Origin of the sequence: Sulfuriferula sp. AH1, from assembly GCF_002162035.1 — a bacterium.
Taxonomy (GTDB): domain Bacteria; phylum Pseudomonadota; class Gammaproteobacteria; order Burkholderiales; family Sulfuriferulaceae; genus Sulfuriferula.
The window spans coordinates 2,243,942-2,256,822 of record NZ_CP021138.1; the positions used below are offsets into that span (position 1 = coordinate 2,243,942).

General features: G+C 59.5%; 11 protein-coding genes. 7 read left to right on the forward strand and 4 right to left on the reverse strand.

Annotation, left to right across the window (positions count from 1 at the left end; all coding sequences use genetic code 11):
• Positions 1 to 63: 63 nt before the first annotated feature.
• Genes CAP31_RS11365 through hypB form a run of 7 tightly spaced genes read left to right on the forward strand, consistent with a single transcriptional unit; the run spans position 64 to position 6,318 of the window.
• A complete protein-coding gene (locus tag CAP31_RS11365) occupies positions 64 to 1,866 on the forward strand; it encodes an NAD(P)H-dependent oxidoreductase subunit E (RefSeq protein ID WP_087448370.1) in 1,803 nt (600 codons plus the stop codon).
• Positions 1,859 to 2,569, forward strand: a complete 711-nt coding sequence (locus tag CAP31_RS11370; RefSeq protein ID WP_087447636.1) for a 2Fe-2S iron-sulfur cluster-binding protein — start codon at positions 1,859 to 1,861, stop codon at positions 2,567 to 2,569. The genes CAP31_RS11365 and CAP31_RS11370 overlap by 8 nt, the downstream gene beginning before the upstream one ends.
• Before the next feature lies 1 nt (position 2,570).
• Positions 2,571 to 3,122 carry an NADP oxidoreductase gene (locus tag CAP31_RS11375; RefSeq protein ID WP_087447637.1) on the forward strand — a complete coding sequence of 184 codons (552 nt, stop codon included), beginning with the start codon at positions 2,571 to 2,573 and terminating at the stop codon, positions 3,120 to 3,122.
• Positions 3,123 to 3,130: 8 nt separating this feature from the next.
• Positions 3,131 to 4,588, forward strand: a complete 1,458-nt coding sequence (locus tag CAP31_RS11380) for a Ni/Fe hydrogenase subunit alpha (protein ID WP_087447638.1) — start codon at positions 3,131 to 3,133, stop codon at positions 4,586 to 4,588.
• Complete coding sequence (locus CAP31_RS11385) at positions 4,589 to 5,092, forward strand: hydrogenase maturation protease (RefSeq protein WP_087447639.1); 504 nt, start codon at positions 4,589 to 4,591, stop codon at positions 5,090 to 5,092. It begins immediately after the preceding gene.
• On the forward strand, positions 5,085 to 5,426 hold the full coding sequence (hypA, locus tag CAP31_RS11390) for a hydrogenase maturation nickel metallochaperone HypA (protein WP_087447640.1): 342 nt from the start codon (positions 5,085 to 5,087) through the stop codon (positions 5,424 to 5,426). Before CAP31_RS11385 ends, hypA begins: the two co-directional genes overlap by 8 nt.
• A gap of 34 nt (positions 5,427 to 5,460) precedes the next feature.
• Positions 5,461 to 6,318: a hydrogenase nickel incorporation protein HypB gene (gene hypB, locus CAP31_RS11395; protein ID WP_087447641.1), complete on the forward strand. Its 858-nt coding sequence runs from the start codon at positions 5,461 to 5,463 to the stop codon at positions 6,316 to 6,318.
• Between the two features lie 15 nt (positions 6,319 to 6,333).
• Here the strand turns inward: hypB and CAP31_RS11400 are convergent, their stop codons facing one another.
• Genes CAP31_RS11400 through CAP31_RS11415 form a run of 4 tightly spaced genes read right to left on the reverse strand, consistent with a single transcriptional unit; the run spans position 6,334 to position 12,669 of the window.
• Positions 6,334 to 9,435: an efflux RND transporter permease subunit gene (locus CAP31_RS11400; protein WP_223247263.1), complete on the reverse strand. Its 3,102-nt coding sequence runs from the start codon at positions 9,433 to 9,435 to the stop codon at positions 6,334 to 6,336.
• Positions 9,432 to 10,574 (reverse strand): efflux RND transporter periplasmic adaptor subunit, encoded by a 1,143-nt coding sequence (locus tag CAP31_RS11405; protein WP_087447642.1) that lies wholly within the window; start codon positions 10,572 to 10,574, stop codon positions 9,432 to 9,434. Before CAP31_RS11405 ends, CAP31_RS11400 begins: the two co-directional genes overlap by 4 nt.
• Positions 10,571 to 12,196, reverse strand: coding sequence for an efflux transporter outer membrane subunit (locus CAP31_RS11410; RefSeq protein ID WP_223247264.1), 1,626 nt, complete (start codon positions 12,194 to 12,196; stop codon positions 10,571 to 10,573). Before CAP31_RS11410 ends, CAP31_RS11405 begins: the two co-directional genes overlap by 4 nt.
• Before the next feature lie 14 nt (positions 12,197 to 12,210).
• On the reverse strand, positions 12,211 to 12,669 hold the full coding sequence (locus CAP31_RS11415) for a MarR family transcriptional regulator (RefSeq protein WP_157662739.1): 459 nt from the start codon (positions 12,667 to 12,669) through the stop codon (positions 12,211 to 12,213).
• Between the last annotated feature and the right edge of the window lie 212 nt (positions 12,670 to 12,881).

The following is a 12,881-nucleotide window of genomic DNA, read 5'->3' on the forward strand; positions in this document are numbered from 1 at the left end:
TGACTTGCAGCGGCGAACATAGCACGCTTTCATCATGTCGGTTTTCCGGGATACGGAATGATCATGACCAACCCGCAGACGCAATTCGAGCAACAGATACACGCGATTGCCGCCCGATACCGAAACGATCCGGACTATGTGCTGCAGATGCTGCGCGAGGTGCAGGAACAGCAAGGCTGGATCTCGCCGCAAGCCATCGACTGCCTGCAACATGAATTGCAACTGCCGCGCACCAGGATAGAGTCGGTCGCCGGTTTCTACAGTTTTCTCTACACCGAACCGCACGGCCAGTATCGCGTCCTGTTCAGCAACAACATCACCGACCAGATGCTGGGCAGCCTGACCTTGCTGCAGCGCATGACCGGGCACTTCGGTATCGCGCCGGGCCAGGTCTCTGCCGACGGGCTGATTTATGTCGACACCACTTCGTGCACCGGTCTTTCCGATCAGGGCCCTGCGCTGCTGGTCAACAACTTCGCGATCACCCGGTTGACCGCCGCGCGCATCGACCAGATGTGCGAGCTGATCCGGCAACGCCAGCCGCTGGAGAACTGGCCACAGGAATGGTTTCACACTGCTGACAACATCCGCCGCAGCGACATTCTGCTGCAACACCGCTTTGCGCCCGGTGCCGCACTCCACGCTGCCATCGCCAGTGGCCGCGACCAGTTGCTGGAGCAGATCAAGCGCGCCAATCTGCGCGGTCGCGGCGGCGCAGGTTTCAAAACCGGGCTCAAATGGGAAATATGCCACGATGCGCCGGGTCAGGCACACTACGTGGTATGCAACGCTGACGAAGGCGAGCCCGGCACCTTCAAGGACCGCGTGCTGCTCAACGGCTACGCCGATCAGGTATTCGAGGGCATGACCCTGTGCGCCTACGTTATCGGCGCGCAGCGCGGCTTGCTCTACCTGCGCGGCGAGTACCGCTATCTGCTGCCGCAGCTGCAATCCGTGCTGGCAAGACGACGCGAACAAGGCTTGCTCGGCAAGAGCATACTCGGTCATACCGGCTTCGATTTCGATATCGAAATTCACGTCGGCGCCGGCGCCTATATCTGCGGCGAGGAATCGGCATTGATCGAATCGCTGGAAGGCAAGCGCGCCACGCCGCGCAACCGCCCGCCGTTCCCGGTCACCCACGGCTATCTCGACCAGCCCACCGTGGTCAACAATGTGGAAACCTTCGCCGTCTGCTGCCTGATCGCACTGCACGGCGGCGACTGGCATGCCGCCATCGGCACCCGTGAATCCGCCGGCACCAAGCTTATCAGTGTGAGTGGCGACTGCGCCCGCCCCGGCATTTACGAATACCCGTTCGGCGTCACGGTCGCGCAGATACTCGCCGACTGTGGCGCCAGCGACGTGCAGGCGGTGCAGATCAGCGGCGCTGCCGGGGTCTGTGTCGCACCCGGGGAATTCGAGCGCAGGATCGCTTTCGAGGACATTCCCACTGCAGGCGCATTCATGGTGTTCAACCGCGAGCGCGACATGTTCGAAGTGGCGCGCAATTTCGTGCATTTCTTCGCTCACGAGAGCTGCGGCTTCTGCACCCCGTGCCGGGTCGGCACCTCGCTGCTGGCCAATCTGATGGACAAGCTGCAACGCGGTCACGGTTCGTCCTATGACTTTGCCGAAATCGAAAAGCTCAATCTCGACTTGCGCGCGCTGAGCCACTGCGGCCTCGGCCATTCGGCATGCAACCCGGTGCTCGACACCATCGCCAAATTCCGCCCGGCCTACGATGCGCGCATGCTGCATCAGGATTTTTTGCCAGCCTTCAGCCTCGACAGCGCACTGGCAGCGGCCCGCCAGCTGACCCATAGAGACGATGCCGCCGCACATCTGGAGGATGAAGATGTCTGAACACAGTTTTACGCTGGACGGCCACAGCGTGCCCTTCACCCCCGGCCAGACCCTGATCCAAGCCGCAACCGCTGCCGGGCATTACATTCCCTATCTGTGCTATCACCCGGAGCTGAAGCCGCACGGCTCATGCAAGGTGTGTTCGGTCAAGGTCAACGGCCGCACCATCGCCTCCTGCACTACGCTGGCGCAGGACGGCATGAGCGTGAAAAGCGCCACGCCGGAGATCGAAGCGGAACGACTCGCGCTGGTACAGATGCTGTTCGTCGAGGGCAACCACTTCTGCCCGTCGTGCGAGAAGAGCGGCGACTGCCGGCTGCAGGCCACGGCATACGACCTCAACATGCTGTCGCAGCACTACGAACAATTCTTCCCCACCCGCCCCATCGATGCGTCGCACCCCGATTACCTGCTGGATTTCAACCGCTGCATCCTGTGTTCGCTGTGCGTGCGCGCCAGCCGTGATGTGGATGGCAAAAACGTGTTCGACCTGTCCGGTCGCGGCATCCACACCCGACTCATCGTCAATGCAAAATCGGGGCTGCTGGCCGATACCGACTTTTCCGGCGCGGATATGGCAGCGCACGTCTGCCCGGTGGGCGCGATCCTGCCCAAGCGCCAGGGATTCAAGGTGCCCATCGGCCAGCGCACCTACGACCTCGAGCCGATCAGCGCAATAACGCCGCAGCGCAAGGAGGATTGAGATGAGCGCCGCAATCACACCCAGGCTACGCATTGCCACCACCTCGCTAGCCGGCTGCTTCGGCTGCCACATGTCGTTTCTGGATATCGACGAGCGCTTTCTGCAGCTGATCGAGCATGTCGATTTCGACCGCTCGCCGCTGACCGACATCAAGCATTGCGGCGTGTGCGACATCGGTCTGATCGAGGGCGGCGTGTGCAATGCCGAGAACGTGCATGTGTTGCGCGAATTCCGCGCGCAGTGCACCATCCTGATAGCCGTCGGCGCCTGCGCGATCAACGGCGGCCTGCCCGCCCAGCGCAATCATATCCCGCTGCAGGACTTGTTCAACGAGGTCTATCTGCAACGCCGCAATCTGGCTGGCGGCATCATCCCGGATGACCCCGAGCTGCCGTTATTGCTCGACAAGGTCTATCCGCTGCATGAAGTGGTGAAGATCGATTATTCCATTCCAGGCTGTCCGCCTTCCGCCGATGCCATCTGGCAGGTGCTGAGCGATGTGCTGGCCGGGCGCGAACCCAGCCTGGATTACGCGCTGATCCATTATGATTGAAGCCGACCATGAATCTTGAAACTGCCGCCCAGCCGGAAAAATTGCGCCGCATCGCCATCGACCCGCTGTCACGGGTGGAGGGCCACGGCAAGGTCACCATCCTGCTCGATGACGCCAATCAGGTACAGCAGGTACGCCTGCACATCGTCGAGTTCCGCGGCTTCGAAAAATTCGTGCAGGGCCGTCCCTACTGGGAAGTGCCGCTGATGGTGCAGCGGCTGTGCGGCATCTGCCCGGTCAGCCACAATCTGGCGGCATCCAAGGCGCTCGACAGCATCGTCGGCGCCAGCCAGATCACCCCGACCGCCGAGAAAATCCGCCGCCTGATGCATTACGGACAGATACTGCAATCGCATGCATTGCACCTGTATTTTCTCAGCTCGCCCGACTTGCTGTTCGGCTTCGACAGCGAGGTCAGCCGCCGCAACATCATCGGTGTCGCCCAGCATTATCCGGATGCGGCACAACGCGGCATCCTGCTGCGCAAATTCGGCCAGGAAATCATCCGCATCACTACCGGCAAGCGCATCCACGGCACCGGCGCGGTTCCCGGCGGGGTCAACAAGCTGGTAAGCAAGGCCGAACGCGAAACGCTGCTGGAGAATATGGACCAGATCATGGAATGGGGCCGCGATTCGGTGCACATGGTGCAGGCGCTGCACCAGCAGCACCCTGAGTTCTACGACAGTTTCGGCGCCTTCCCTTCGAGCATGATGTCCTTGACGAATGATGCCGGTGCGCTCGACCTGTATCACGGCAGCCTGCGCGTGCGCGATGCAGGCGGCGGCATCCTGTTCGACGGCGTGGATTACCGGGATTACGAAACCCTGATCGAGGAAGAGGTCAAACCGTGGACCTACATGAAATTCCCCTATCTGAAGTCGTTAGGCAACCAGCACGGCTGGTATCGCGTCGGCCCGCTATCGCGGGTGCAGAACTGCGATTTCATCCCAACGCCGCTGGCAGAACTGGCACGGCGCGAGTTCGTCGATTACTCGATCGGTCCCAGCCACGCGCCGCTCGCCTACCATTGGGCGCGCATGATCGAATTGCTGCACGCAGCGGAAACCATCCGCGACCTGCTCAACGACCCGGACATCCTCAGCGGCGAAATGCGGGTGCAGGGCGAGCACCGGCACGAAGGCATCGGCGTCATCGAAGCGCCGCGCGGCACGCTGATCCATCATTATCAGGTGGATGACAACGACCTGGTGGCGATGTGCAATCTTATCGTCTCCACCACCCATAACAATCAGGCGATGAATGAAGCCATCCGCACCGTGGCGCGCCAGTATCTGGACGGCCACGACATTACCGAGGGGCTGCTCAACCATATCGAGGTGGCGATTCGCGCCTTCGACCCCTGCCTGTCGTGCGCCACCCATGCGCTGGGCAAGATGCCGCTGCTGGTGGAGCTGCTCGATGCCGGTGGCACTGTCGTCACTCAGGCCACACGCAATTTCTAAATGAACATCCCGACCCTGCCCGCCCCCACCCTGATTATCGGCTACGGCAACCCCAGCCGCGGCGACGATGCGCTGGGACCGGGTTTGCTGGAAGAAATCGCACGCCTGCTGCCGCAGCATCCGGAATGGGGCGCTATCGAACTGCTGACCGATTTCCAGTTGCAAATCGAATTCGTACTCGACCTCGCCGGACGCCAGCGCATCGTTTTCGTCGATGCCGCGGCCAGCGGCGCCGGACCCTTCGCGTTTACGCCGCTGGCCGCCAGCCGTGAAAACACTGCGGCGACCCATGCGCTGACGCCGGATGCCTTGCTGACGGTATTCTGCAATCATTATGGCTGTGCGCCGCCGCTCAGCTTCCTGCTGGCGATCAGGGGCCACGATTTCGAGCTGGGCGCGCCGCTGTCAGATGCCGCCCGGCATAATCTGCAGGCCGCGCGCGACATGCTCGGCCGCTGGCTGACGCAGACCAGCCCGACGCTGAGTCAGGCTGCGTATGCATGAAATGGCGCTGGCAGAGAGCATGCTGCAAATTGTGGAAGATACCGCAACGACACAGGGCTTTAGTCAGGTGCGGGTAATCTGGGTCGAAGTGGGCAGCATGGCCGGAGTGGAGGTGTCAGCACTGCAATTCTGCTTTGAAGCCGTGGCACGCAACACCATTGCACAAAATGCGCGACTGGAAATCATCGCTATTGCGGGTACTGGCTATTGCAGCAACTGCCAGCGCAGCAGCCCGGTACAGGACTTGCTGGATGCGTGTCCGGCCTGCGGCGCTTACACCATGCAGATTACCGGCGGCACCGAGCTGCGGATAAAGGAACTGGATGTCATTTAGATCATGTTAGCACTACCCAACAGAGGAAACACTCATGTGCACCACCTGCGGCTGCAGTAGCGGCGAACTCCGTATCGAAGGCGACACCGGCTGGCGCAAGGTAACGGCCGGCACGCGGCAAATCAGTGCAATACGGCATAAATCCTTGCCGCAGCCGGCCGCATCGGCCGATCTGCATTTCGGCCTGGGACCGGCGCACGCGCACGCTCCCGGGCTGAGTCAGAGACGCATGGTGCAGATCGAGCAGGACATTTTATCCAAGAACAACCAGTACGCTGCCGCCAACCGGCGCTATCTGGCCGAACACGGCATCCTCGCGCTGAATCTGCTGTCCAGCCCCGGTTCCGGCAAAACCACCCTGCTCACCGCAACCATCGCTGCGATGCAGGCGCGCTGGCAGTTCGCCGTGATCGAAGGCGACCAGCAGACCAGCAACGATGCCGAGCGTATCCGTGCCACCGGCGTACCGGCAATCCAGATCAACACCGGCAAGGGCTGCCATCTCGATGCATTGATGATACGCGAAGCCATAACCCGGCTTGCGCCGCAGGACGGCAGCATGCTGATGATAGAAAATGTCGGTAATCTGGTGTGCCCGGCGGGCTTTGATCTGGGGGAGACGCACAAGATCGTCGTGCTGTCGGTGACGGAAGGCGAGGACAAGCCGCTGAAGTACCCGGACATGTTTCGCGCCGCCGGACTGTTGCTGCTGAACAAGGTGGATCTGTTGCCCTACCTGCATTTCGACGTGGCAATGTGCATCGCCAATGCGCGCCGCATCAATCCGGATATTGTCGTATTCCAGGTTTCAGCTGCGACAGGGGAAGGCATGGCAGCCTGGGGCGACTGGCTGGCAGCTGCTCACGCCGCCGCTACCCGTTCGCCCTGCTGATTCATGCGCTAACGCTCAGGCATTGCCCTCGCGCTGTGCCAGCGCACGCGCCTCGTGGCTGTGGTCGGCCGCCAGCAGCATATATACGCCAGGCACAACGAACAGGGTAAACAGCGTGCCTATCGACAAGCCGCTGGCAATCACCAGCCCCATGTTGAAGCGGCTGACCGCGCCAGCACCGCTCGCAGTGATCAGCGGCATCACGCCCAGCACCATCGCCGCGGTCGTCATCAGGATCGGCCGCAGACGCAAGCCGGCTGCCTTCTCAATGGCTTCGCGCTTGCTTGCACCCATACGCTGCAGGTTATTGGCGAACTCCACGATCAGGATACCGTGTTTGGACACCAGACCGATCAGCGTCACCAGACCGACTTCGGTATAGATATTCAGCGTGGCGTGACCGATGCCGAGATTAATGAAGATCAGCGCACCGGCAATCGACATCGGCACCGACACCAGAATGATCACCGGATCGCGGAAGCTCTCGAACTGCGCCGCCAGCGCCAGGAAAATGATCACGATGGCGAAGAAAAAAGTAAGCACCAGACCGCCCGATTCCTGCATGAACTGACGTGATGCACCTGCATAATCAAAGTTGTAGCCGGACGGCAAAGTGTCCTTGGCCAGAGTCTGCAGCCGTTGCAGCGCCTGACCTTGCGAGATGGTCGGGAACGCGACACCCTGTATCGTCGCCATGTTCTGCTGCTGGAAATGGTTGATGGTTTCCGGCTGCGTAGCGGTTTCCAGATGCGCTACCGTAGACAGCGGCACCATTTGCCCGCTGGCGGTACGCAGGTAATACTGCTTGAGCTGTTCCGCATTCAGGCGATGGCGCTGCTCCACTTGCGGGATCACCTTGTAGGAACGCCCGCCCAGCTCGAAATAGTTCACATAGCCGCCGCCCAGCATCGCCGACAGCGCGGAACCGATATCCTGCATGCTCAAGCCGATTTGCGCGGCCATATTGCGGTCGATCACCACGGTGGTCTGCGGCAGGTCGATACGCAAATCGGACTGCAGGAAAATGAATTCACCTGTCTTTTGCGCATCCTGCAGGAATTTCTGCGACACTTCGAACAGCTTGGAGAATGGTTCAGTCGTGGTAATCACGAACTGTATCGGCAAGCCGCGTGCACCAGGCAAAGGCGGCGGCTGGAACAGCGCATTCTGCGAGCCGGCGATCTGCGCCAGCTGCTTTTGCACCTCGGGCTGCAACTCGCCCGCCGTTTTGATACGCTCGTTCCACGGCTTGAGCACCATACCGGTAATCACCTGCGTCGGCATATTCAACTGGAATATGTGGTCGGTTTCGGGGTGTCCCTTGAACACATCGTGCACCTGATCGCCATACGCCTCGCGTTGCTTGAGCGTCGCATCCGGCGCGCTGAACGAAGCCGCGATCAGCACGCCCTGGTCTTCCTGAGGCGCCAGTTCGGACATCGACGTGCTATAGAGGAAATAGATACCGCCCAGCACCAGCACTGCGAATACCGCAATAACGGATACATGATTGAGCACGCCATGCAATCGTCTCTCGTACCACACATGCAGGCGCTCGAAGCGTTTGTCCAGCCATATCACCAGATGATCCTGCCAGTTGCCGCCTTCCTTCCTGGGTGCCTTCAGCAGCCGCGAGCTCATCATCGGTGACAGCGTCAGTGCGATCACCGCCGACAGGGTCACAGTACCCACCAGCGTAAATGCGAACTCGGTAAACAGCGCACCGGTCAGACCGCTCATGAAGCCGATCGGCACATACACCGCGATCAGCACGATGGTCATCGCAATAATCGGATTAGCCAGCTCGCGCGCAGCCTTGATCGACGCGTCGAACGGCGTCATCCCTTCTTCCAGATGCCGGCTGACGTTCTCCACCACGATGATGGCATCGTCCACCACCAGTCCGATGGCGAGCACCAGTGCCAGCAAGGTAAGCAGGTTAATGGAGTAGCCGAGCGCCAGCATCACCGTAAAGGTACCGATCAGCGACAGCGGAATCGCGATGATGGGGATCAGCACGGAACGCAGCGAGCCCAGGAATACGAACACCACCACGGTCACAATGAGGATGGCTTCAACCAGGGTCTTAACCACCTCGTCGATGGAAGAATTAACGAACTTGGTGGAATCGTAAACGATCTTGCTGTTCAAGCCGCGCGGCAATTGCGCTTCGACTTCCGGCATGGCTTTGTGCACGCGGGCGACCACATCCAGCAGATTCGCGCCAGGCGCGACCTGAATACCGACATACACGGCCTTTTTGCCATCGAAAGCCACGCTGGATTCATAATCGTCGGCACCCAGGGTCACGTTCGCCACATCGGACAAGCGCACCACCGAATTGCCTTGCTGCTTGATGATCATGTCCTTGAAGGCATCGACCGAATGCAGCGCGGTGGACGCATTCAGATTGATCTGCACCATCTGGCCCTTGGACTGGCCGCTGGACGACAGGAAGTTATTCGCTGCCAGCACATTATAGACATCGGCGGCAGTCAGTCCGACCGCAGCGAGTTTCTGCGGATCGAGCCAGGCGCGCAACGCGAAGTTCTTCGCCCCCAGCAATTCGGCAGTCTGTACGCCTTCGATCGCCTGCAATTTTGGCTGTACCGAGCGCACCAGATAATCGGTAACCTGATTAGGCTTGAGCACGTCGCTGTAAAAACCGATGTACATCGCGTCGATGGTCTGGCCGATAGCCACCGACAATACCGGCTTTTGCGCTTGCGGCGGCATCTGGTTGAGCACCGCATTCACTTTGGTGTTGATTTCGGTCAGCGCCTTGTCCGGATCGTAATTCAGACGCAGGTTGGCGGTGATCGTGCTCACCCCCTGGATGCTGCTGGAAGTCATGTAATCGATGCCGTTAGCCTGCGCGACGGCATTCTCCAGCGGCGTGGTAATGAAGCTCGCCACCAGATTGGCATCGGCGCCCGGATAGGCGGTGCTGATCGTCACCACCGCATTCTGCGTATAAGGGAATTGCAGCACCGGCAACAGCCCGATGGAGCGTAATCCCAGCACCAGAATCACCAGACTGATGACCGATGCCAGCACCGGACGTTCTACGAAGAGATCAGTGAATTTGCGCATCGAGACGCTGGCAGCTGTGCTCATTCGTCTTTCACCTCGGGATTTGGATTGTTCGCGGCGGGCACGCTATTATTGACGAACACCGGCGCACCGTTATGCAGCTTGAGCTGACCGGCGGTCACTACCGTTTCGCCAGCCTTGAGACCGGTAAGCACAGCCACCTGATCGCCGCGTGTCGCACCAGTGGTCACGAAACGCTGCTCCACCGACAATTTTGGCTTGCCATCCGCGCCCTTGCCGCCATCCTTGACGATATACACCGTGCTGCCGTATGGATTGTAGGCAATAGCCGAATTAGGCAGCGTGATGTACTCGCGCTTGCCGCCTTCATCCACCCGGGCCGTTGCAAACATTCCGGGCAGCAATTCGCCCTTGGCGTTGGGGATGCGGGCGCGTATCCTGAGGTTGCGGGTAGCGGTATCCACCAGCGGCTCGATTGCCGAAATGCTGCCGGTGAAGGTTCGGCCCGGCATGGCGCTGGTTTGCACTGCTATCTTGTCGCCGACGTGAACCAGATCGATTTGGGTCTGCGGCACGCTGAAGTCCAGATACATGGGGTCCAGTTTCTGCAGATTCACGATCGTGGCGCCGGCTGCAAGGAATTGACCAAGATCTATCTGACGGATACCCAGGCGTCCGGCAAAAGGCGCACGGATGGATTTCTGCGCAATGGTAGCTTCCTGAGCGGCGACCTGTGCCTGCGCACTTTTCAGGTTGGCCGCATCCGCGTCCACGGCAGCTTGGCTCAATGCCTGCACCTTGAGCTGCGCGGAATCACGTTCATAGTTTTGCCGGGCAAGCGCGGCTGCGGCCTTGAGCTGCTCCAGCTGCGCCTTGAGCGGTGCCGCATTCAGCTCTACCAGCAGTTGACCCGCCTTGACTGTTTCTCCGGATTCAAAATGGATAGCCGTCACCAGCCCGCCCACTTCGGCAGCCAGACTGGCGCCGCTGGCGGCACGCAGGTTGCCCACGGCTTCAACGGCAGGCTGCCAGACGGAAGTCTGCGCCACGGTAGTGGACACGGCTTGCGGCGGCATGCCCTGCCCTTTAATGGCCTTCTGGATCATCTTGTTGCGGAACTGCTGAAAACCGTAAATGCCGCCGAATACCAGCCCCACTAACAGCAACATGACGATCATGCGCTTGGTCGTTCCCTTAGTCATAAAAGTACTCCGTGCAACAATTGTGATTCAAAAGGTATGTTCGTATAAAACGTCAGCGCTTCTTCATTTGCCGGGCCGGACGCTTTGGATGTAGCTGCCGGCCTGGCTGGTTCAGGCTGCGTAGCACCGGCGTTCCAGCCGCCACCCATGGCTTGATAGAGCGCTGCGGTATTGGTCAGACGCTGAGTCTGCGCGGCAATCAGGTTGATGCGCGTTTGCTGCGCCTGCTGCTGCGCGGTGAGCAATTGCAGATAGCTGGCTCCACCCAGCTGGTATTGCTGCTGCATCAGGTCAAGCGCTCCCTGCGCGGCGGCATCGGCAGCGGCTTGCGCCTGCAAGGTCTGCGCGTCGTTATCCAGCGCGCGCAATACGTCTGCGACGTTGCGCAGCGCTTGCAACACGGTCTGACGGTAATTGGCTGCCGCCGCATCGAATCCCGCCTCGGCTGACCTCACGCCAGCCTTGAGACCCGCATTGAATAACGGCTGTGCCAGTTGTCCGGCCAATCCCCAGATCATGGTGCCGGCACCAAACAGATTGGATGCCGCCAGCGCCTGCGAACCCAGATTTGCCGACAGATTGATTTGCGGGTAACCGTTGGCTATCGCCACGCCATACTGTGCGCTTGCCGCATGCAGCAAGGCTTCCGAAGCCTGGATATCGGGGCGCTGGCGCACCAGTTCGGAAGGAATGACGATAGGCAGCTCGCCCGGCAAACTGAAATCCGCCAAAGTGAATTGCGGCACTTGTGCTGCGCCCGGGGCCTGTCCTGCCAGGACGGCGAGCAAATGATTGGTCTGATCGAGCTTGTTGCGCAAGGACGGAATGCTGGCGCGCGTCTGCTCGACCTGGGTCTGCAAGGTCAGTACTTCGCCACGCGCGATGCCGCCGAGTTTCAGGCGTTGCCGCGCGATGTCCAGCTGCTTCTGCTGGGCTGCCAGTATTGCCTCGCTGGCATTGATCTGTACGCCGTATTGCGCCTGCATCATCGCCGCGGTGACCACGTTCGCAGCCAGCGTCAGTCGCGCGCCTTCGAGTTGGAAATGCTGGTAATCGGCCTGGGCGGCATAACTTTCCAGCAAGCGCCGGTTACCGCCGAACAGGTCGAGATTGTAGCTGACCGTCACCCCGGCGTTATAAAGCTCGAATACCCGATCGCCGCCTGTCAGGCCCATGCCGGCATTATTGGTACCCTGCCGTTGCGCGCCCAGTTTGGCATTGACCTGCGGATACCGGGCGGAACCCGCTTGCGCTGCGTAGGTCTGCTGCGCCTGGCGTAATGTGGCTTGCGCCGATTCCAGCGAAGGACTGTTACGCAGCGCCTGGTCAATGTAGGCATTGAGCTTGCCGGAACCGAAGTTCTGCCACCACGTGGATGACACCGCTTTTCCCTCCACGAAATGCTGCGCTCCGCCCATCAATGTGTCGGGTGCAGAGGCGGTTTGCGCCGGCAGGTTTTGCGCGGTATAAGCTTTGGTCGCTGGAGGCGCTGGCTGTTTGAAATCGGGTCCTACGCTGGCACAACCGAACAGTGATAGCGTACCGGCCACCAGCATCAGGCTATTGAGCCGGGGAATCAATCTTGCAGAGTCTGAATAACGCGTCATATTACGGGCCTTCATTTCTGATGCTTGAATTATTTAAGGTTATCCGTACTGGCCATGCCTGTGATAACAGGTTCCGGCAAGCCAATCAGGCTGGATATCGAATCTAACAACTTGTACTGCATGGCTTGCATCTGATTCTTTTCATCGGCACTGAAATTCTGCCACAGCGCCTGATACACAGCCCATTGCTTGGGCATGACGGCTTCAACCAGCGCGATCCCGGACTCGGTCAGAGTCAATACCACCTTGCGCCGGTCAGTCTCGTGACCTTTCCTGCTCACCCAGCCTTTTTTCACCATTTCATCAGCAAAACGCGTGATATTGGTGCGCGATGAAGCGACGATATGACTCAGGTCGCTTGGATAAATATAACGGTCCGTACTGGAATACAGCATGATCAGCGCAGTCCAGATCGTGTCGTTAATACCGTAAGGCTGCAATTGCTCGTTCATCAATTCCTGCAATTTCTTGGAGATAAGAAACTGCATGCGCGACAACATTACCTCCTGCCGAGGTTGTCCGGGTATTTGCCTGTCAATGGTATCCAAACGTTGCTCGAAAGCATTCAGGCATTCCTTGACCATAGAGATGCACGCGAGAATTAATAACGGATAAAATAGTAACTTTCGTTACTATTTACGTCAACACAATTACGATCAAAATTAAAAATAATTTAAATTCGTTCAAAATCAAAAAGTTA

What these genes read in the sequence shown, in the direction of transcription:
- CAP31_RS11365 (WP_087448370.1), top strand. Translation starts at nt 64, where the DNA reads ATGACCAACCCGCAGACGCAATTCGAGCAACAGATACACGCGATTGCC.
- CAP31_RS11370 (WP_087447636.1), top strand. Translation starts at nt 1,859, where the DNA reads ATGTCTGAACACAGTTTTACGCTGGACGGCCACAGCGTGCCCTTCACC.
- CAP31_RS11375 (WP_087447637.1), top strand. Translation starts at nt 2,571, where the DNA reads ATGAGCGCCGCAATCACACCCAGGCTACGCATTGCCACCACCTCGCTA.
- CAP31_RS11380 (WP_087447638.1), top strand. Translation starts at nt 3,131, where the DNA reads ATGAATCTTGAAACTGCCGCCCAGCCGGAAAAATTGCGCCGCATCGCC.
- CAP31_RS11385 (WP_087447639.1), top strand. Translation starts at nt 4,589, where the DNA reads ATGAACATCCCGACCCTGCCCGCCCCCACCCTGATTATCGGCTACGGC.
- hypA (WP_087447640.1), top strand. Translation starts at nt 5,085, where the DNA reads ATGCATGAAATGGCGCTGGCAGAGAGCATGCTGCAAATTGTGGAAGAT.
- hypB (WP_087447641.1), top strand. Translation starts at nt 5,461, where the DNA reads ATGTGCACCACCTGCGGCTGCAGTAGCGGCGAACTCCGTATCGAAGGC.
- CAP31_RS11400 (WP_223247263.1), bottom strand. Translation starts at nt 9,435, where the DNA reads ATGAGCACAGCTGCCAGCGTCTCGATGCGCAAATTCACTGATCTCTTC.
- CAP31_RS11405 (WP_087447642.1), bottom strand. Translation starts at nt 10,574, where the DNA reads ATGACTAAGGGAACGACCAAGCGCATGATCGTCATGTTGCTGTTAGTG.
- CAP31_RS11410 (WP_223247264.1), bottom strand. Translation starts at nt 12,196, where the DNA reads ATGAAGGCCCGTAATATGACGCGTTATTCAGACTCTGCAAGATTGATT.
- CAP31_RS11415 (WP_157662739.1), bottom strand. Translation starts at nt 12,669, where the DNA reads ATGCAGTTTCTTATCTCCAAGAAATTGCAGGAATTGATGAACGAGCAA.